Here is a 19,453-nt window from a genome sequence, read left to right on the forward strand (position 1 = left end):
GGGTCAGAGGTCGTTGTCGTCGCCGGGGAGGCGGGTGAGGATCTCGACGCCGGTCTCGGTGACGGCGACGGTGTGCTCCCACTGCGCGGACAGCTTGCGGTCCTTGGTGACCACGGTCCAGCCGTCCGGCAGCAGCCGGGTGTGGCGCGAACCCTCGTTGACCATCGGCTCGATGGTGAAGGTCATGCCGGGCTTCAGCACGATGCTGTCGCCGTGCTGCGTGTAGTAATGCAGCACCTGCGGGTCTTCGTGGTAGACGCGGCCGATGCCGTGCCCGCAATACTCGCGCACCACCGAGAAACGCTCGGCCTCGACATGCGTCTGGATCGCGCGCCCGACGTCGCCCAGGGTCGCGCCCGGCCTGACCGTGCGGATGCCGCGGAACATCGCCTCGCGGGTGACCTCGACCAGCCGCTTCGCCATCACCGACGGCGTGCCGACGATGTACATGCGGCTGGTATCGCCGTGCCAGCCGTCCTTGATGACGGTGACGTCGATGTTCACGATGTCGCCGTCCTTGAGGATCTTGGTCGGGCCCGGGATGCCGTGGCAGATCACGTTGTTGACCGAGGCGCAGATCGTGGCCGGGAAGCCCTTGTAGCCGACATTGGCCGGGATGGCCTGCTGCACGCCGACGATGTGGTCGTGGCAGATGCGGTCGAGCTCGGCGGTGCTGACGCCGGCCTTCACGTGCGGGGCGACGATCTGCAGCACCTCGGCGGCCAGGCGGCCGGCAACGCGCATCTTCTCGATCTCGTCGGGGGTCTTGATGGTCATTGGCATGCGCCATTATCACCGATTCCCACCGTTTCTGAACGACTCGCATTCGCCGTCCGGGGCCGAAACGACGGAAAGCGATATGCCCCGGCCATCGTTCTGCCGGCGTTTGCGGCAAAGCGACGCCCCGCGAACTCGCGGCGACGCCGATGGAAGCGCCTCCAGCCGGCATGAAACAGGCACGTGCGCATTTCGTCGAAAGTACGAAATCGAATGCATTGCAGGATGCATCACGGGCAAATCGAAAGGCGCCGCCAATCGGCATCGGAATCGATGCAGGCTACGCCTCGAAAATTGCGCGATAGCCTGGAAATATCGAGAAAACCGCTTATCGGAAAGCACTTTCAAAAACATTCATCTGCGCGCAGAACTTTTCCCGGCAACACACCTCATGCAGTCCACAGGGAGAACGTCTCATGAATGCGCGCCGCCTTTCGATCATCACCTCCGCTCTGCTCGCACTGGCCGCCGGCCCGACGCTGGCCGCCGACACCACGACCTTCAACGTCACGGTCACGATCACGGCGGCGTGCAACGTCGACGCCGCGGCCGCCACGGACGTGGCCTTCGGCAGCCAACCGTCCACCGCCACCAACGTCGATGCCGCCGGCGCGCTCAACGTGCAGTGCACGTCGACGGCGCCGTACGCAATCACCCTCGACAACGGCCTCAACGGTGCCAGCGTCAGCACCCGCGCCATGAACAGCGGCGCGACGCTCGTGCCCTACCAGCTCTACCGGGCCGCCGCCCGCGGCGCCGGCGATGTCTGGGGCTCGACGGCCGGCGTCGACGACTACACCGGCACCGGCAACGGCGCCGTGCAGAACATCCCGGTCTACGGCCGGGTGGCCAGCGCGAATTTCCCGCCCGGCAGCTACTCCGACACGGTGACGGCCACGATCACCTACTGACGGCGCCGCCGCGACATGGACGCGTGGCGCACACGGCCCTGGCCATCGGCCTGGGCGCGGGCATCGGCACTGGCGGCCGCGATGTTCGCGGCCGGCACGCCCGCCGCATACGGCGCAAGCCTGCAGGTCTCGCCGACCTCGGTGAGCCTGCCGGCCTCGCAGAACGCGGGCGGGCTGACCCTGGCCAACACCGGTGCCACCCCATTGCACGGCCAGGTGCGCGTGTTCCGCTGGCGACAGTCCGACGGCGAGGACCGGCTGGAACCGACCACCGACCTCGTCGTCAGTCCGCCGATGCTGCGGCTGTCGCCCGGCCAGCACCAGTTGGTGCGGGTGATCCGGCCGGGCCCGGCGCCCGTCGGCGAGGAAACCGGCTACCGGTTGATCGTCGACGAGTTGCCGGACGCCGCCTCGGCCGATGACGACCGCCGCGGACTGCGCTTCATGCTGCAGTACGTGATTCCGGTGTTCCTGCTGCCCGCGGACGGCCCTCCCCCCGCGCCCGAACTGCACGCACGCCGCGTGCAGGCCGGTGGCCGCACGGCGCTGGAATTGCACAACGGTGGCCGGCAGCACGCCCAGGTCGCGGACCTGCAGTACGTCGGCGCCGACGGCCGTCGCCATGCCATCGCACCCGGCCTGTCCGGCTACGTATTGCCCGGACAGACCCGCCGCTGGCCGCTGCCGGCGGCCGCCCTCCCGCCGGGTTCCGGCACCTTCCAGGCAAGGATCAACGGTGAACCGGTCGCGCAGACGCTGCCAATGGACGAGGCTGATCGGTAAGGCCCTGCTGCCGGCCGCGCTGGCGGCGGCGGCCGGCCCCGTCGGCGCCGCCGCCCTGCTCGCGGGCGAGCCGCCCGACATCGCAGGCGAGCCGCGCTATCTCGAAGTGACGATCAACCATGCGCGCAACCCCGTGCTGGCGGCGTTCGTCCTGCGCGACGACCGCCTCTTTGCGAGTGCGCTCACGCTGCGGCTGCTCGGGTTCCGCATCGACGACGACCGGCCGCGGGCGCTCGACGAAATCCCAGGCACGGTGGTGCGCTACGACGAAGCCACGCAACGGGTCGACGTCGACGCGCCGCTCTCGCAGCTGTCGTTGCCGGTGACGACGCTGAACCGGCCGGAGGATGCAGTTCCGGTCGCCGGCGACAGCCCGCCCGGGCTGCTGGCGAACTACGACCTCGACGCCCGCCAGCTGGCGCACGGCGACAACCTCGTCGCGAGCCTCGACACCCGGTTCTTCGGCCTCGGCGACGGGGTGTTCGACAACACCGCGGTGCTGCGCGCGACCCGCGTCGATGGCGGGCACGGCTGGCGTGGCGAGAGCGTGCGCCTGGACACGCGCTGGACGCGGTCGTTCCCGGGATCGGCCGTCGAACTCACCGTCGGCGACACCTTCAGCGGCTTCCTCGACTGGACCCGGCCGCTGCGGCTCGGCGGCATCACCGTCGGGCGCAATTTCGCGCTCCAGCCTTACCGCATCACCGCGCCGCTGCCGACCTTCCTCGGCGAGGCGACGGTGCCGTCCAGCGTCGAGCTGTACGTCAACGGGCTGCGCCAGTACGGCGGCGAGTTGCCCACCGGCCCATTCCAGCTGAGCGCGGTGCCCGGCCTCGACGGCGCGGGCATGGCGCGGATCGTGGTGACCGATGCCTTCGGCCGCACGCGCACGGTCGACATGCCGTTCTACGCCACGCAGCGACTGCTGGCGAAGGGCCTGTCGGACTGGTCGCTCTCGGTCGGCACCGTGCGCGAGGACTACGGCCTGCGTTCGTTCGAATACGCCTCCGACCTCGTCGGCAGCGGCACGCTGCGCTACGGCGTCAGCGACCGCTTCACCTTCGAAGGCCACGCCGAAGGCACCGCCGGCGTCACCAACGCCGGCGCCGGCGGCGTCTGGCTGCTGGGCCGCGGCGGCGTGTTCGGCGCATCGCTGGCGGGCAGCACCGCAACCGCCGGCACCGGCACGCAGACGGCGTTCTCGTACCAGTGGAACAACGGCCGGTTCAACCTCGCGCTCGACCACCAGCACGGCAGCCGCGATTACCGCGACGTCGCCTCCCGCTACGGCGCGCTGCCGGCCCGCACCCGCCAGCGCGTGCTGGTCGGCCACACCTCGCAGCGGCTGGGCAGCCTCAGCCTCACCTGGGTGAAGCTGGAATCGCCGCACGCCCCGGCGTCGCGCTATGCCGGCGCGTTCTGGTCGCGCAGCTTCGCCGGCGGCTGGGCGGCGTATTTCTCGCTCAACCAGAACCTCGACGACCACCGCGACCGCAGCGCCGTGCTGGGCGTGTCGGTCGCGCTGTCCGGCGGTGCCCGCGCCAGCACGGCGTGGCAGCGCAACGGCACGCGCGACAGCGGCGTCCTCGACCTCTCCCGCCCGGTGCCCGGCGACGGCGGTTTCGGCTGGCGCGTGCAGGCGCGCGGCGGCGACACCGGCGGCGGCGGGCTGGCCGAGGCCGCGTGGATCAACGACGCCGGCCGCTTCGGCCTGGGCGTGGCCAGCAGCGACGGCGACGGCGAGGCCTACGCCACCGCGGCCGGCGCGCTGGTGCTGATGGACGGCCATGCGTTCGCCGCGCGGCGGATCGACGACGCCTTCGCGATCGTGTCCACCGACGGCGTGGCGAACGTGCCGGTGAAGCTGGAAAACCGCCCGATCGGCCACACCGACGCCGACGGCACGCTGCTGGTCACGCCGCTGAACGCGTGGCAGCGCAACAAGCTGTCGATCGACGCGCTGGCGCTCCCGGCGAACCTGCGCATCGGCGAGGTCGACCGGACCGCCACGCCACGCACCCGCGCCGGCGTGCGCGTGCGCTTCGAGCTCGCACCGCTGCGCGCGGCCGTACTCGTCCTGCACGACGCCGCGGGCAGAGCGCTGGCGGTCGGCAGCACGGTGCACGCGGAAGCGACCGACGGCGGCGACGCGATGGTGGGCCGCGACGGCGAGACCTACCTCGAAGACCTGCAACCCCGCAACACCCTGCGCGTGCAGACGCCCGACGGCGCCTGCCGCGTCACCTTCGACGCGCCGGCCACCAACGCCGTGATCCCGCGCATCGGTCCGCTGACCTGTCTCCCGGAGGCGCCATGAGCCCGTGTTCGCCACACCCGGCACGATCGCCGCGCCTCGCGCTGACGCGCTGGCTGGCGCTGCTGGCCCTGCTGGCCGCCGCGGCGCTGTGCGCACCGGCGGCGTGGGCGGCCACCACCTGTTCCGCCAGCAGCCCGACCGCGCTCGCGTTCGGCACGGTGTCGACCACCGGCAGCACCGACACGTCGGTCACCTTCGACGTCACCTGCAATACCTTCGGGCTGGCAGTGCTGGCCAACGCCAAGGTGCGGATGTGCCTGAACATCACCGACGGCGCCAGCGGCGGCGGCAACGTCGCGCCGCGGCGGATGCTCAACGGTTTCTCCGATCCCCTGCAGTTCCAGCTCTACACCGACGCCGCGCGCAGCCAGGTCTGGGGCGCGAACGGCCTCTCCGGGGCACCGAACCCGGCCCAACTGGACTTCGACTACTCCGTGCCGGTGCTGGGCGGCAGCCAGACCCTGTCGATCACGCTCTACGGCCGCGTCCCGGCGCAGACGTTCACCGCCGGCAGCTACGCGAACGCCTTCACCGGTGCCTACACGTCGATCGACTTCCGCTACGCCGAAACCCTGCTCGGCACCGCCACCTACCCGCCGTCGTGCACCAGCGGCGGCGACGGCGGCGACAGTTTCGGCAATGCCTTCCCGTTCACGGCCACCGCGGACGTGCCTGCGGAATGCCGGGCCTATGCGGTCTCGGATCTCGCGTTCGGCACCATTCCCGGCCTGATCTCCGCCAATGTCGACCAGGACACCACCTTTTCGATGACCTGCACCGGCCGCACGGCCTGGAACGTCGGCCTCGACGACGGCCTGAACGCCAGCGGCAGCGTCCGCCGGATGCGGCTCGGCGCCGGCAGTGACCACGTCGCCTACGAGCTGTACACCACCGGGGCGCGCACCGTGCGCTGGGGCAACACGATCGGCACGGACACCGTCACCGGCACCGGGACGGGCAGCGCCCAGTCGCTGGTCGTCCACGGCCGCATCCCGGCCCCGCAGTCGGTGCCGGCGGGCAGCTACAGCGACACGGTGACGGTGACGATCACCTACTGACCCGCCTCGCGACGGCCCGTCCGCGTCAGACGGTACCCGGTCCGGTTTGCCCGGACCGGGCGAAGCAGCTACAATCCCGCGGCTTCGCAGGGCCCTGCCCCGTGAACCGCCCACGACGGGCGTCACCGTCGAATCCACACCCGCCGCACAGTCCCGTTCCGGGGTGTCCCGAGGCCGTCAGGCCGAAGGATCTGGAAACGGCGCGACGGGGAGGCCCAACCCCGGAACCACGCCCCGCTCCGGCGGCGGCACCGCCACACCTTTCCCGGCGGCCGGTTCCCCATTCGGAGTCATGCAATGCCCCAGATCACCATGCGCCAGATGCTGGAAGCCGGCGTCCATTTCGGCCACCAGACCCGTTACTGGAACCCGAAGATGGGTCCGTACATCTTCGGCGCCCGCGGCAAGATCCACATCATCAACCTCGAGAAGACCGTTCCGCTGTTCAACGACGCGATGAACTTCATCTCGGGCGTGGCCCAGCGCCGCGGCGTCATCCTCTTCCTCGGCACCAAGCGCAGCGCGCGCGACGCGGTGAAGGAAGAAGCCGAGCGTTGCGGCATGCCGTACATGACCCAGCGCTGGCTGGGCGGCACGCTGACCAACTTCCGCACCGTGAAGCAGTCGGTCGCCCGCCTGAAGGAACTGGAAGCCGGCGAAACCGACGGCACGTTCCAGAAGCTGGTCAAGCACGAAGTCCTGAACCTGCGCCGCGAGCGCGACAAGCTGGACGCCTCGCTGGGCGGCATCAAGGACATGAACCGCCTGCCCGACGCGCTGTTCGTGATCGACATCGGCCACGAAGACATCGCGATCAAGGAAGCCAAGAAGCTCGGCATCCCGGTCGTCGCGGTCGTCGACACCAACTACGATCCGGCGCTGGTCGACTACGCGATCCCGGGCAACGACGACGCCATCCGCGCCGTGCAGCTGTACGCCCGCGCCGCCGCCGATGCGGTGCTGGAAGGCAAGGCCGCCGCGCCGCAGGCCGCTTCGATGCGCGAGGAAGACTTCGCCGACGCCGAGGGCGAAGGCAAGCGTGGCCCGCGTGGCCCGCGCGGTCCGCGCGGCGACGGCAAGAAGCCGGAAGGCCGCAAGGCCGACGCCGCCGAGGCGCCGGCCGCGGAGTAATCCGCCGGCTTCACGCCCGCGTCATCCGGCCGCGCCACCATGCGCGGCCGGTCGTGCCGCCCGGCAGCCCGCCCGGATCGTCCCGGCCAGCGCTGCATCGACAATTCCGTTCCAACTGATGCGCGGCGGCGACATGCGCCACCGCGCTCGATTCCACACATTCGAGGTTTCCCATGGCTGAAATCACCGCCACCCTGGTCAAGGAACTGCGCGAGCGCACCGGCGCCGGCATGATGGAGTGCAAGAAGGCGCTCACCGAAAACAACGGCGACATCGACGTCTCCGCCGAGTGGCTGCGCAAGCAGGGTCTGGCCAAGGCCGACAAGAAGGCCGACCGCGTCGCCGCCGAAGGCCGCATCGCGGTCGCCCAGGACGGCGGCAAGGCCGTGCTGGTCGAGATCAACTCCGAGACCGACTTCGTCGCCAAGGACGAGAACTTCATCGCCTTCACCAACGCCGTCGCCCAGGCCGCCCTGGCCTCGGACTCGACCGACGTCGAATCGCTGAAGGCCGCGAAGGTCGCCAGCGGTGAAACCGTCGAGGAAGCCCGCGCCGCCGCCGTCGCCAAGCTCGGCGAGAACATCCAGATCCGTCGCATCGCCTCGCTGTCGAGCGGCCACAACGTCGCGGCCTACCTGCATGGCGGCAAGATCGGCGTGCTGGTCGAGCTGGCCGGCGGCGACGCCGAACTGGCCCGCGGCATCGCGATGCACGTCGCCGCGATGAAGCCGCCGTACAACAAGGCTGCCGACGTCCCGGCCGACTTCGTCGCCAAGGAAAAGGAAATCGAGCTGGCGAAGATGTCCGAAAAGGACAAGGCCAAGCCGGCCGAGATCCTCGAGAAGATCATCGGCGGCAAGATCGCCAAGATCGTCAACGAGGTCACGCTGTACGGCCAGGAATACGTGCTCGACGCCGACAAGCGCAGCGTCGAGGCCGTGGTCAAGGCCGCTGGCGCCGACGTGATCGGTTTCCAGCGCTTGGTGGTCGGCGAAGGCATCGAGAAGGTGGTCGAGGACTACGCCGCGGAAGTGGCGAAGGCCATGCAGGTCTGATCCGCACGGATCACGCCCGCCGCACCACCGGCAACACACGAAGAACCCGCGGGCAACCGCGGGTTTTTTGTCGTCTGCGTTTCGGTGATCCGACCGCGTCGTGTCAGCCGCCGCAACCCGCGGGTCGCGGCGACGCACCCGCCGCCGGGCACAGCTCGTAGACCTGCGCCGCGTGCGCCGGCACCGCGAGCGTGTCGCCCAGCGCCGTCGCCGGCGTGCCCGCGAACACGTCGCGCGCCACCGTCGCACCGCGCAGGCCTTCGGCGAAGCGGTCGAGCGACAGCGACACCGGCGCCTCGTTGCGACCGAGCACCACCATCAGCCGCTGCACGCCGTCGTCGCGGAAATACACGTAGACGCCCTGCTCCGGGAGGTAGTGCAGGAACCGGCCGCGATGCACCGCGGTCGCGGTCTTGCGCCAGGTCAGCAGCGCGCGCATCCACGCCTGCATCGCGGCCTGCCGCGGCGACATCCCGGCGCCGGTGAAGGCGTTCACGGCGTCGCCCGGCCAGCCGCCGGGAAAATCGCGCCGGGCCGCGGCATCGTCGCGTTCGGTCGGGCTGGTCATCAGCACTTCGGCGCCGTAGTAGATCTGCGGCACGCGCGGAATCGTCGCCAGGTACAGCAGCGCGAGGCGATACGACGCGTCGTTCTCGCCGAGCACGCTCCACAGCCGCGGCATGTCGTGGTTGCCTTCGATCGCGACCAGCCGCGACGGCGCCGTGAACAGCCGGTCGTTCACCATCGCCTCGTACAGCCGGCGCAGGCCGTTGCCGCCGTATTCGCCTTCGGGTTCGACCAGCGCCTTGCGCAGCGCTTCCTCCAGCGGGAAATCCATCATGCTCGGCATGCCGGGCTTGCCGTCGACCCAGCCGTTCTGCCAGCGCGCGACGACCGCGGGATTGCCGCTCCACTCCTCGCCGACCATCGAGAAATGCGGGTATTCCTGCAGGATCCGCCGCGTCCACTCGGCAAGGAAGGCGTTGTCGGAATAGCCGTAGGTGTCGACGCGCAGCCCGGACAGGCCGGCGTATTCGGTCCACCAGATCGCGTTCTGGATCAGGTACGTCGCCAGCAGCGGCTGGCGCTGGTCGAGATCGGGCATCGACTCGACGAACCAGCCCCGGGTGAAGTCGTCGCGATCGACCTGCGCCGAATACGGGTCGGCCAATGCGGTACGGCCGTGCCGCGTGGGCACGAAGCGACTGCCGTGGGTGATCCAGTCCTTGGTCGGCGGATCGCGCATCCACGGGTGATGGTCGCCGATGTGGTTCGGCACCACGTCCTGGATCACGCCGAGGCCACGCGCACGCGCCTTGGCGACGAAATCGCGGTAGTCGGTATTGCTGCCGAAGCGCGGATCGATGCGATACAGATCGGTGGCGGCATAGCCGTGGTAGGAATACGCCGGCTGCGCGTTCTCGACCAGCGGCGTGGGCCAGATCTGGGTGTAGCCCATGCCCGCGATGTCATCGAGATGATCGGCCATGCCGCGCAGGTCGCCGCCATGACGACCGGACGGCGCGTTGCGGTCGGCGGGATCGGCATAGCCGGCGACGCGATCGTTGCGCGGATCGCCGTTCGCGAACCGGTCGGGCATGAGGTTGAGGATGACGTCGCGGCCGTCGAAACCGCGGCGCTCTGCGGAGCCAGGCGCGCGCGCCTCCAGCCGATAGCGCAGCATCTGCACGCGGCCGTCGCGGGCGAGCCGCAGGGTCACGTCGCCCGGTGCGGTATCGGCATCGATGGCGAGATCGACGAACAGGTAGTTCGGGCTGTCGCCGCGGACGGCGCCGAGCAGGCGCACGCCCGGCGTCGGCGCCAGCGTCGCCTCGGCCGCGGCGATGCCCGGCGCTGCCAGCATCAGCTGCACGCGCGGTTCCTTCATGCCGACCCACCAGTTCGGCGGGTAGACGGCCACGCCCGGCGATCGCGCCGCCGACGCCATGCCGGCGACCAGCCAGAGCATCGTCAGGCACAGCGACCACCCTCGCCTCCGAGCCCGGGCCATCGCCTGCGCGTGCGCCTGATTCATCGCCGTGTCTCCCCAGCCGAAGACGGGGATGTTGGCATGGCCGCCGAAGCCCCGCACGCGGCACCGCCGGGGCCTGGCAACGGCCACGGGACGCTCCCGAACGCACGATTTCGACCGGAACTGTGACGGAGTTCGACATGACCCTAACAGTTCTGTGAGTGTCGGGGCCGGGACCCGCTTGGCTACGCTGCCCACTCCCCCGCTCAGGAATCATTCGCATGCGCCTTCGGCTCCACGCCCTTCCGCTCGCGATCGGCGCGGTTCTGGCCTTGCCCGTCATGGCCCAGGACGCCGCCCCCGCGCCACCCGCTCCCTCGACCGCCGCCACCGACCGGCCGGCCTCCGAGCTGGACACGGTCGTGGTCACGTCGACCAAACGCGAGGAACGGATGCAGGACGTGCCCGCCGCGATCAGCGTGATCGGTGCGAAGGACATCGACACCGCCGGCCTGGCCACCGCCGCCGACATCGCGCCGCTGGTGCCGGGCTTCGTGATGGTGCCGCTGTTCGGCTCTTCCGGTTACAACCCCGTGATCCGCGGCCTGTCGACCACGATCGGCGAGCCCAACGTCGGCTTCTTCGTCGACGGCGTCTACATGCCCTCGCGCGCCGGGCTGGACTTCATGCTCGACGACCACATCCAGCGCATCGAGGTCGCGCGCGGCCCGCAGTATGCGCTGTACGGCCGCAACACGTTCGCCGGTGCGATCAACGTGGTCACCAAGGCGCCATCGAACGACTTCGGCGGCTCGGCCCGCGTCGGCGCCGGCAGCGACGGCCTGCGCGAAGGCGGCGCAAGCATCGCCGGACCGCTGGTCGCGGACCGCCTGTACTACCGCATGGGCGTGCTCGCCCGCGACAGCGACGGCCACTACGAGAACGGGAAGACCGGCGGCGCACTGGACTGGAACCGCCGCCGTGGCGCCTACGTCAGCCTCGACGCCTATCCGGGCGAGCGTGTCGACGTGCGCCTGAACCTGATGCACGACCGCCTGCGCGACGGCGACGTGGCGCAGCGTTTCCTGTCCAACAACGCCACCTTCATCGCCCGCTACAACGACCTGCAGCAGTTCTTCGGCGACGTGCCGTCGCTGGACGACGGCTATGCGGTGACGCCCGGCCATTTCGACCGCGACAACACCATCGGCTCGCTGTCGCTGCACTACACCGTCGACGCCGGCAAGTTCACGTCGATCACCGCCTACAACCGGCTGCACGTCGACCAGCGCTACGACTCGGACTACACGCCGGTCGACATCGCCGAGGCCGGCACCCGCGGCACCCAGAAGCAGTGGAGCCAGGAATTCACCTTCGCCACCAGCGGCGAACGGCGCGTGGACTGGCTGGCCGGCGCCTACTTCTACGATTTCGAGGACGAGCACGACGACCTCAACCGCTACGTCGGCAGCGCCGCGCCGCTGGGCGGCGTGCTGGCCGTGAACGTCGAGAAGACCCGCAGCCGCGCACTGTTCGGACAGGCCACGTGGCACATGACCGAACACTGGTCGCTGGGCCTGGCGATGCGCTACACGGTCGAGGACAAGTCGATCGACGTGGTGCAGACCAACCTGCCCAGCGCCACCGCGCCAGCGGGCTCGGTGCTGGTCACGCGCCTGTCGAACCGGTTCGAGCCGTTCACGCCGGGGCTGTACCTCACCTGGAAACCGACCGACCGCACCACCTGGTACGCAAGCGCGGTGAAGGCGATCAAGGTCGGCGGCTTCAACAGCCTGATCACCAACGGTGCGATCGCGCCGTCCGAGCGCAGTTACGACGCCGAAACCAGCATGAACTACGAGGTCGGCGGCAAGTTCAGCCTGCTCGACGGCCGGCTGCTGCTGGAAACCGATGCCTACGCGATCCGCTGGGACGACCAGATCGTGCGCAGCATCGGCCAGCTCGGCGCGGTGCTGAACGTCAACGCCGGCCGCACGTCGTCGCACGGCGTGGAGAGCAGCTTCGAGTTCCGTCCGACCACCGCGTGGACGCTGCGCGGTGGCGCCAGCTGGAACCGTTCGGAATACGACGAATACGTGTTCCCGCTGATCGGTGCGATCGGCGGCGACCCGGACCTGTCGGGCAAGCCGCTGCAGTACAGCCCGAAGTGGACCGCCAATCTCGGCGCGATGCGCACGTTCGCGCTCGGCGACTGGACCGGCTACGTGCGCGGCGACGCGCAGTACCGCGACCGCATGGCGGCGGTGCAGACCGCCACCGCGACCGTGCCCGCGTCGACGCGGGTGAACCTGCACGCCGGCGTGCGGCGCGGACCGGTCGAGATCACCGTGTGGGTGGACAACGTATTCGACGACGACGCGGCAAGCGCGGCGCTGTTCCTCACCGACCCGGCGACGGTGTTCGAGTTCGCGACCCACCAGCGTGCCGGCCGGCAGTTGTTCCAGCCGCTGGTGTCGGCCCCGGTGCCGCGCACGTTCGGCATCGGCCTGCGCTACGCGTTCTGAGTGCGCAGCCCATGTCCACCACGATGACCCCGGATGAGTACTACGCGCTGGCGACCAGCCGCAACCTCGGCATCGTCAGCGCCGAGGAACAGCAGACACTGCGCCGCTCGCGGGTGGCGATCGTCGGCATGGGCGGTGCCGGCGGCATCTACCTCACGACGCTCACCCGGATGGGCGTCGGCGGCTTCAGCATCGCCGACTTCGACACCTTCAGCGTCGGCAACATGAACCGCCAGGCCGGCGCGATGTCCAGCACCGTCGGCCGGCCGAAGACGCAGGTGATGGCGGAGATCGCGCGCGACATCCATCCGGGCGTCGACATCCGCGAGTTCGGCGAGGGCGTCGGTCCGCACAACATCGAGGATTTCCTCGACGGTGCGGACGCGGTGCTGGACGCGATCGACGTATTCGCGCAGCCGGCGCGCCTGCTGATGTACCGCACGGCGCGCCGCATGGGCATCCCGGTATTGTTCGGCGCGCCGCTGGGCTTCTCCGGCACGCTGGGCGCGTTCACGCCCGACGGCATGACCTACGAGGACTACTTCGACCTGCGCGACGACCTGTCGCCGTTCGAGATCATGATGCGCTTCGTCGTCGGGCTGGCACCGAAGGGCCGCCATTGGACGTACATGGACACCGGACGCGTCGATCCGCACGCGCAGACCGGGCCGTCGTCGGCGGCCGCGATCAGCCTGATCGCCGGCATGGTCGCCTGCGAGACGCTGGTCGCGCTGCTCAAGCGCCGGCCGCTGCGCGCGGCGCCGGAGTTCTGCCAGTTCGATCCGTACCTCGGGGAGTTCAAACGCGGCCGCCTGCGCTGGGGCAACCGCGGGCCGCTGCAACGGCTGAAACTGCACGTGCTCGGCCGGAAATTCGCCGGCATGCGCGCGGAATTCGACAAGGCCGGGTTCCAGACGATGCCCGGCACGGAGCAGGCGCCATGAGCCTGGTGCGTCGCCTGCTCACCCGGCTGAGGATCTCGATGCTGGTCCGCAAGGTCGAACGCGCGGACAGCCTGCGCGACATCCAGCGCTTCGCGCTGCGCGTGCACGCGGACGCCGCGGCGCTGGCGACGCCGAGCGTGCGCTGGACCTACCGCACGCTGGAGGATCGCGTGCGACGTCTGGTCGGCGCATGGCGCGCGGCGGGGCTGCGCAAGGGCGCGCGGGTGGTGGTGCTGTTGCCCGACGAGTGGCCGCAACTGGTCGTGCGCTTCGCCGCGACCGAAGCCGGTGTCGTGCTGGTCGGTTTCAATCCCGCGCATTCGGCCGCGCTGATGACGCAGGCGGTGCGCGATCTCGCGCCGGCGCTGCTGATGGTCGACGTGTCGCTGATGCCCGCGGGGTTCGTCGAGGCGCACGTCGCCAGCGGCGGCCCGCCGATCTGGGATTGCGGGCCGGAGGGCGACCTCGAAGCGCGGCTCGATGCAGCGACGCCGACATCGAGCGACGAGCCCATCGGCCCCGACGACGCGCTGGCGCTGGGCTTCACCTCCGGCACCTCCGGCGTGCCGAAGATGCTGGCGCTGAAGCATGCGCCGTACCTGCACAGCGTGCGCCTGCTGCTGCTCAACCTCAGCGACCCGCCGCGCGAGCGGTCGCGGATGCTGGTCGGCATCCCGCTCTCGGGCGCGGGCAGCGGCGTGGTGCTGCCGACGCTGCTCGGCGGCGGCGAGATGATCCTCGCCCGCGACTACACCGCCGACGCGCTGATCGACGCGCTGCGCGCCGAGCGCCCGTCGCATCTGTTCACCACGCCGAGCCTGCTGATCGACCTGCTCGACCACCCGGACCTGACCGCTGCCGACATGGCCTGCCTGCGCCAGGTGATCTACGGCACCGCAACGATGCCGGTCGCGAAACTGCGCGAAGCGCTGATCCGGTTCGGCACCATCTTCCAGCAGGGCTACGGCATGTCCGAGGCGCTGCCGCCGATCGCGATGCTGCCGCCGGACGCGCACGTCGACGACGGTCTGGAACCGCAGGCCAGCGTGCTGTCGTCGTCGGGCTTCATCGCCCGCGGTGTCGGCCTGGAAGTGCGCCACGACGACGACCGTGTCGCCGCCGCGGGTACGATCGGCAGGATCTGGGTTCGCACGCCCACCGTGTTCGAGGGCTACGTCGGCCGCGCGGACCTCAACCGCGACGTGCTGCGCGACGGCTGGTACTGCACCGGCGACCACGGCTATTTCGATCCCGCCGGACGCATCCACGTGCTCGACCGGCAGCAGAACCTGATCGAACGGCCGCAGGGCCGGCTGTATCCGCGCATCGTGGAAGATCGCGCGCACGAATGCCGGCACGTGAAGGAGGCGGCGCTGGTGCAGGCGCGCGGCCAGGTCTGGCTGTGCGTGTCGCTGCGGCGCGCCAGCCGCGGACTGGATCACGCGCAGATCGAACACGACCTGCGCGAGCGACTCGACGCCACCCTGCCCGACTGGCAGCGGCCGGATCGCCTGCTGATCCTCGACGAACTGCCGCGCAGCTTCCTCGCGAAACTGCTGCATCGCGAGGTGCGCGACGGCATCGAGCGCGGCGCGCTGGGCGGCGCGGGCCCTGCGCAGGCGGACGGCGTGCGCACCGGAGCGCACGCGTGACGCCGCCGCAGGCCGGCGCGTGGCGGTTGCTCGGCTACGGCAGCGGCAGCATGGCGCTGTCGGCGTACTACCTGATCAGCGGCGCCTACCTGCTGTTCGCCACCGCCATCCTCGGCGTGCCCGCGGACACCGCGGGGCTGATCATGGCGCTGTCGACGCTGTGGGACGCGCTCGTCGACCTGCCGCTGGGCTGGTGGTCGGACCGCACGCGCTCGCGACGCTTCGGGCGTCGCCACGGGTTCATGGCGATCGGCGGCCTGGCCACCGCCGCGCTCAGCGTGGCGCTGTGGGCCACGCCGCACGGGCTGGGCCCCGTCGCGACCGCGCTGTGGCTGGCGGTGGCGATGATCGGACTGAAGACCGCGATCGCCGCCTTCATGATCTCGCACACCGCGCTGGGCGGCGAGATCGTGGACGGCTACGACGCGCGCACCGTCGCGCAGGGCTACCGCGCCGCGTTCCAGGTGCTGGGCATGCTGTTCGCGCTGGTCGGCAGCAACCTGATCTTCTTCCGGCCCACGCCCGCGTTCCCGCAGGGCCAGCTCAATCCCGCGGCCTACGCGCCGATGGGACTGGCCTGCGCGGCGCTGGTGCTGTTCGCCACCGCAACCACGCTCGCGGGCACGTGGAGCTTCATCCCGCGGCTGCGCGCGCCGATGGCCGCGCACCGCATCGGCGTGCGCGCGATGCTGGACCTGCTGCGCGATCGCAACCTGCGTGCACTGGCGCTGACGATCCTGTGCATCGAACTGACCTTGCAGATCGGCATCTCGCTCGGCAACCACGTCAACACCTACACCTACGGGCTGTCGGGGCCGCAGATGGGCGTGCTCGGACTCGCGCTGCTGGGCTCGGCCGCGCTGTCGCAACCGCTGTGGATCCGCCTCGGCCGACGCTTCGACAAGAAGCCCACGCTGATCGTCGCCGCGCTGGTGGCGATCTGCGGCTTCACCCTCGGCCCGCTGGCGCACGTGGCCTGGGGCTGGTTCCCGCTGGCGCCGGCCGATGGCGTGGTGAAGACGCTGCTGCCCTTCCAGGTGCTGGCCGGCGCAGGCACGGGCGCGTTCTGGTCGCTGCCCTACGCGATGGTCGCCGACTGTGCGCAGGCCCACGAACGCCGCACCGGCGAATCGGTCACGGGCAGCTACACCGGGCTGTACGTGTTCGCGTACAAGGTCGGCAGCAGCGCCAGCATCGCCGCCAGCGGCTGGCTGCTGCACCGCATCGGCTACGACCCGGCGCTGACCATGCAGGCGGCGGACACGCGCTACTGGCTGGCGGTGGCACCGGCCGTGCTGATCCTCGCCGGCACGCCCGCGGCGCTGTGGACGATGAGCCGCTATCGCCTGACGCGATCGGCCTTCGCGGCCCTCCCCGAAAGCACGCCCCCACTGCCACCCCGAGACCCGACCGGCATCACGGTCCATGCCCCCTCCGACTGCTAGGATGCGGACGGACCGGCGCGAGGCCGGCCGCACGATCCACGGCGTGGGGGGGCCGACACCGGGGAGCATCCGATCCATGCACGCAACGGCGCTGGCGACCGATCTTTCGCCTCACCTGCTGGACGCACGCGAGCGTTCCAGGCTGGCGGACTGCCGGGTCCGGCTGGAGACCGCCTCCAGCAACGACGACGTCATGGCCTGCATGACGGACATCCGCGAGTGGCTGGACCTGCAGGAATTCCTGCTGTTTTCCTCGACGCTGTCGTACGACGACCATCGCATCCTCGGCCTCGGCCACGATGCCGCATGGATGTCGCTGTACCTGCGCGAGGGCTTCGCCTACGCAGACCCGATCGTCAACGAGATCTTCGAAGGCAACGAATTCTTCCCGCGGCCGCCATTGGTGCGGATGGACGTGGTGCAGCGCCGGACCTTCCCGCACGGCACGCTGTTCCGCCGCCTGTGCGATGCCGCCCGCGACTTCCGCCGCCCGCTGGAAGGGTTCTCGGGGGGGCGCGTCCAGGACGGCCGCTTCATGCTGATGTCGGCGCCGATGCGCGCCAGGACCTGGCATGCCGGCAGCGGCCCGATCCTCGCCGCCCTGTTCCCCTCGCTGATGCAGGCCCTGTCGCGGCTCGGCGACAGCGCGCCATCCGGCATCCGCCTGAGCCTGCGCGAGATCCACCTGCTGGAACTGCTGGCCGAAGGCCACAGCGATGCGGAGATCGCCGCTGCGCTGGGCATCGCCCAGGCCACCGTGCGCTTCCACTTGCAGAACCTGTTCCAGAAGCTCGAAGCGCGCAACCGCTGCCACGTGATCACGAAGGCCCATCGCCACGGCCTGCTGCCGATCCGGCGACCGGCCTGATCGCGCCGGCACCAGGCATCGACGGGCTCAGTCGAACAGCCCGCGGCCGCTGCCCGCGCCACCGCGGTGCTGGAACGAGAGTTCCTCGAACGGCTGCACCACCACCCAGCCCTCGCCGGCGAACTTCAGCTGCAGGCTCTCGCCCGACGCGCGGCCGACGAAGGTGCGCAGGCTGATGTCGGTGACCAGCTCCGGCAGCAGCCCGCCCGACCACGCCACGGTCGCGTTGGGATCGGTGAACACCGGCCCGGTGGCCGCGCTCACCGGCAGCGTCAGCGGATCGTAGTGCGAGGTGATCGCCACCAGTCCGTAACCGCCCAGCTTCATGTTGAACAATCCGCCGCTGAGCATGCCCGCACCGCGACGCATCATGTGGATCTCGCTGGTGACCGACGACTCCAGCGCCAGCACGTCGTTGCCGTTGACGAAGATCGGCTCGCCCTCCAGCCGCAGCAGGGTGATCTTCTTGCCGACGTCGGCCAGGTACACGCGCCCACGACCCTCGACGCGCATCAGGTGCATGCCCTCGCCGCTGATCGCCTTCTTGAACAGCGTGCCCAGGCCCTGTTCCAGCAGTCCCTGCCGGGTGAAGCGGATGTCGCCCTTGCGCGCGATCATCGACCCCGCCTTCGCCCAGACCATGCCATCGACGCGGGCTTCGAGGATGCGCGCGCTCTCCAGCTCGAACGCATCGGAGACGAGGTCGCGCTCGCCGGTGCGGGACACGAAGTCGTCGAGGCTGTGCACGGTCATGGGGCGCTCCGCAGTGGATGTCCCGGGCATTGTGGCCGCCACCGTCGACGGGCACCATCCCGGGCAACCGCCCGCAGGACCTTCGCCATGTCGTCGACCGTCGTCCGCCTCCCGCACACCGCCGACGGTGCAGAGCGCACGCCCGTGGCGGCCGACCGCCTCGTCGCCGGGACGCCCGCGCAGGCCGTGGCCAACGCGTGGTCCGATCCCTCGAACGCCTTCCACTGCGGCGTGTGGGAAGGCGACGTCGGCGCCTGGCGGGTGCGCTACACCGAGCACGAGTTCTGCCACCTGCTGGCCGGGCGCGTGCGGCTCGTCGACGACGCCGGCACCGAAGCCGTGTTCGGCCCGGGCGAGAGCTTCGTGATCCCCGCCGGTTTCGAGGGGCTGTGGGAAGTGCTGGAACCGGCACGCAAGCTGTACGCGTGTACGAACCGGCGAGCTGATCGCGGCATCCGCGTGCCGGCACGCACGACCGCGGGTTAGAATTCCGCGGTTTGCCAGCCCCGGAGTTCCCCATGTCGACCCTCGCCTATCGCCGCGTCCTGCTCAAACTTTCCGGCGAGGCCCTGATGGGCGACGAGGACTACGGCATCGACCCCAAGGTCATCGGCCGCCTGGCCCGCGAAGTCATCGAAGTGCGCGACGCCGGCGCGGAGATCGCGCTGGTGATCGGCGGCGGCAACATCTTCCGCGGCGCCGGCCTCGCCGCCGGCGGCATGGACCGCGTCACCGGCGACCAGATGGGCATGCTCGCCACGGTCATCAACGCGCTGGCGATGCAGGACGCGCTGGAGAAGCTCGGCGCCAAGTGCCGGGTGATGAGCGCGATCAAGATCAACGACGTGTGCGAGGACTACATCCGCCGCCGCGCGGTGCGCCACCTCGAGAAGGGCCGCATCACCATCTTCGCCGCCGGCACCGGCAACCCGTTCTTCACCACCGACTCCGGCGCCGCGCTGCGCGCGATCGAGATCGGCGCCGACCTGCTGCTGAAGGCGACCAAGGTCGACGGCGTGTACGACAAGGACCCGAAGAAGCACGCCGACGCGGTGCGCTTCGAGAGCCTGACCTACGACGAAGTCATCGCCCGCGACCTGCAGGTGATGGACACCGCCGCCTTCGCGCTGTGCCGCGACAGCGCACTGCCGCTGCGCATCTTCGACATGGGCCAGCCGGGCGTGCTGCTGCGCATCCTCGCCGGCGAACCCATCGGCACGCTGGTCACCGCGACGGCCTGATCCTCCGCGTCGCGCGCGGCA

Annotated in this window: 16 protein-coding genes; 13 read left to right on the forward strand and 3 right to left on the reverse strand. The window is 70.3% G+C overall.

The genetic code is table 11. The annotated features are described in order from the left end of the window. Positions 1–3 precede the first annotated feature (3 nt). Positions 4–783, reverse strand: coding sequence for a type I methionyl aminopeptidase (gene map, locus ACT53R_RS05075; protein ID WP_476170767.1), 780 nt, complete (start codon positions 781–783; stop codon positions 4–6). Between the two features lie 410 nt (positions 784–1,193). Between map and ACT53R_RS05080 the strand changes: the two genes are divergently transcribed. The 6 genes from ACT53R_RS05080 to tsf all read left to right on the forward strand — a co-directional run bounded on the left by ACT53R_RS05080 (position 1,194) and on the right by tsf (position 8,032). Beyond that, positions 1,194–1,688: a Csu type fimbrial protein gene (locus ACT53R_RS05080; protein WP_476170768.1), complete on the forward strand. Its 495-nt coding sequence runs from the start codon at positions 1,194–1,196 to the stop codon at positions 1,686–1,688. 15 nt (positions 1,689–1,703) lie between these two features. Continuing rightward, positions 1,704–2,471: a fimbrial biogenesis chaperone gene (locus tag ACT53R_RS05085; RefSeq protein WP_476170769.1), complete on the forward strand. Its 768-nt coding sequence runs from the start codon at positions 1,704–1,706 to the stop codon at positions 2,469–2,471. Then, positions 2,461–4,788 (forward strand): fimbria/pilus outer membrane usher protein, encoded by a 2,328-nt coding sequence (locus tag ACT53R_RS05090; protein ID WP_476171116.1) that lies wholly within the window; start codon positions 2,461–2,463, stop codon positions 4,786–4,788. The genes ACT53R_RS05085 and ACT53R_RS05090 overlap by 11 nt, the downstream gene beginning before the upstream one ends. Further along, on the forward strand, positions 4,785–5,846 hold the full coding sequence (locus ACT53R_RS05095; protein WP_476170770.1) for a Csu type fimbrial protein: 1,062 nt from the start codon (positions 4,785–4,787) through the stop codon (positions 5,844–5,846). The genes ACT53R_RS05090 and ACT53R_RS05095 overlap by 4 nt, the downstream gene beginning before the upstream one ends. A 297-nt stretch (positions 5,847–6,143) precedes the next feature. Next, positions 6,144–6,977 carry a 30S ribosomal protein S2 gene (gene rpsB / locus ACT53R_RS05100; protein ID WP_476170771.1) on the forward strand — a complete coding sequence of 278 codons (834 nt, stop codon included), beginning with the start codon at positions 6,144–6,146 and terminating at the stop codon, positions 6,975–6,977. 173 nt (positions 6,978–7,150) lie between these two features. Further along, the gene (gene tsf, locus ACT53R_RS05105; RefSeq protein WP_476170772.1) at positions 7,151–8,032 is read left to right on the forward strand and encodes a translation elongation factor Ts; all 882 of its coding nucleotides are present in this window, start codon (positions 7,151–7,153) and stop codon (positions 8,030–8,032) included. 103 nt (positions 8,033–8,135) lie between these two features. Here the strand turns inward: tsf and ACT53R_RS05110 are convergent, their stop codons facing one another. After that, positions 8,136–10,067 carry an alpha-amylase family glycosyl hydrolase gene (locus ACT53R_RS05110; protein ID WP_476170773.1) on the reverse strand — a complete coding sequence of 644 codons (1,932 nt, stop codon included), beginning with the start codon at positions 10,065–10,067 and terminating at the stop codon, positions 8,136–8,138. A gap of 218 nt (positions 10,068–10,285) precedes the next feature. Between ACT53R_RS05110 and ACT53R_RS05115 the strand changes: the two genes are divergently transcribed. The 5 genes from ACT53R_RS05115 (at position 10,286) to ACT53R_RS05135 (ending at position 17,438) form a co-directional block, all read left to right on the forward strand. Beyond that, positions 10,286–12,529, forward strand: coding sequence for a TonB-dependent receptor (locus tag ACT53R_RS05115; protein WP_476170774.1), 2,244 nt, complete (start codon positions 10,286–10,288; stop codon positions 12,527–12,529). An 11-nt stretch (positions 12,530–12,540) separates the two neighbouring features. Further along, positions 12,541–13,473, forward strand: a complete 933-nt coding sequence (locus tag ACT53R_RS05120) for a ThiF family adenylyltransferase (RefSeq protein WP_476170775.1) — start codon at positions 12,541–12,543, stop codon at positions 13,471–13,473. After that, on the forward strand, positions 13,470–15,125 hold the full coding sequence (locus ACT53R_RS05125; RefSeq protein WP_476170776.1) for a class I adenylate-forming enzyme family protein: 1,656 nt from the start codon (positions 13,470–13,472) through the stop codon (positions 15,123–15,125). The genes ACT53R_RS05120 and ACT53R_RS05125 overlap by 4 nt, the downstream gene beginning before the upstream one ends. Continuing rightward, positions 15,122–16,570 carry an MFS transporter gene (locus ACT53R_RS05130; RefSeq protein ID WP_476170777.1) on the forward strand — a complete coding sequence of 483 codons (1,449 nt, stop codon included), beginning with the start codon at positions 15,122–15,124 and terminating at the stop codon, positions 16,568–16,570. The genes ACT53R_RS05125 and ACT53R_RS05130 overlap by 4 nt, the downstream gene beginning before the upstream one ends. Before the next feature lie 76 nt (positions 16,571–16,646). Beyond that, complete coding sequence (locus ACT53R_RS05135) at positions 16,647–17,438, forward strand: helix-turn-helix transcriptional regulator (protein ID WP_476170778.1); 792 nt, start codon at positions 16,647–16,649, stop codon at positions 17,436–17,438. A 27-nt stretch (positions 17,439–17,465) separates the two neighbouring features. On the opposite strand, the gene ACT53R_RS05140 is transcribed toward ACT53R_RS05135, so the two are convergent. Further along, positions 17,466–18,191 (reverse strand): AIM24 family protein, encoded by a 726-nt coding sequence (locus ACT53R_RS05140; RefSeq protein WP_476170779.1) that lies wholly within the window; start codon positions 18,189–18,191, stop codon positions 17,466–17,468. Positions 18,192–18,278: 87 nt separating this feature from the next. On the opposite strand from ACT53R_RS05140, the gene ACT53R_RS05145 reads away from it, so the two are divergent. After that, complete coding sequence (locus ACT53R_RS05145) at positions 18,279–18,677, forward strand: cupin domain-containing protein (protein WP_476170780.1); 399 nt, start codon at positions 18,279–18,281, stop codon at positions 18,675–18,677. A gap of 32 nt (positions 18,678–18,709) precedes the next feature. After that, complete coding sequence (gene pyrH, locus ACT53R_RS05150) at positions 18,710–19,432, forward strand: UMP kinase (RefSeq protein ID WP_476170781.1); 723 nt, start codon at positions 18,710–18,712, stop codon at positions 19,430–19,432. The last annotated feature ends 21 nt before the right edge of the window (positions 19,433–19,453 follow it).

The organism is Lysobacter sp. DMC104, from assembly GCF_056313665.1.

Excerpts from the sequence above, each read along its gene's own strand:
- map (WP_476170767.1), bottom strand. The coding sequence starts at position 783 with ATGCCAATGACCATCAAGACCCCCGACGAGATCGAGAAGATGCGCGTT.
- ACT53R_RS05080 (WP_476170768.1), top strand. The coding sequence starts at position 1,194 with ATGAATGCGCGCCGCCTTTCGATCATCACCTCCGCTCTGCTCGCACTG.
- ACT53R_RS05085 (WP_476170769.1), top strand. The coding sequence starts at position 1,704 with ATGGACGCGTGGCGCACACGGCCCTGGCCATCGGCCTGGGCGCGGGCA.
- ACT53R_RS05095 (WP_476170770.1), top strand. The coding sequence starts at position 4,785 with ATGAGCCCGTGTTCGCCACACCCGGCACGATCGCCGCGCCTCGCGCTG.
- rpsB (WP_476170771.1), top strand. The coding sequence starts at position 6,144 with ATGCCCCAGATCACCATGCGCCAGATGCTGGAAGCCGGCGTCCATTTC.
- tsf (WP_476170772.1), top strand. The coding sequence starts at position 7,151 with ATGGCTGAAATCACCGCCACCCTGGTCAAGGAACTGCGCGAGCGCACC.
- ACT53R_RS05110 (WP_476170773.1), bottom strand. The coding sequence starts at position 10,067 with ATGAATCAGGCGCACGCGCAGGCGATGGCCCGGGCTCGGAGGCGAGGG.
- ACT53R_RS05115 (WP_476170774.1), top strand. The coding sequence starts at position 10,286 with ATGCGCCTTCGGCTCCACGCCCTTCCGCTCGCGATCGGCGCGGTTCTG.
- ACT53R_RS05120 (WP_476170775.1), top strand. The coding sequence starts at position 12,541 with ATGTCCACCACGATGACCCCGGATGAGTACTACGCGCTGGCGACCAGC.
- ACT53R_RS05125 (WP_476170776.1), top strand. The coding sequence starts at position 13,470 with ATGAGCCTGGTGCGTCGCCTGCTCACCCGGCTGAGGATCTCGATGCTG.
- ACT53R_RS05135 (WP_476170778.1), top strand. The coding sequence starts at position 16,647 with ATGCACGCAACGGCGCTGGCGACCGATCTTTCGCCTCACCTGCTGGAC.
- ACT53R_RS05140 (WP_476170779.1), bottom strand. The coding sequence starts at position 18,191 with ATGACCGTGCACAGCCTCGACGACTTCGTGTCCCGCACCGGCGAGCGC.
- ACT53R_RS05145 (WP_476170780.1), top strand. The coding sequence starts at position 18,279 with ATGTCGTCGACCGTCGTCCGCCTCCCGCACACCGCCGACGGTGCAGAG.
- pyrH (WP_476170781.1), top strand. The coding sequence starts at position 18,710 with ATGTCGACCCTCGCCTATCGCCGCGTCCTGCTCAAACTTTCCGGCGAG.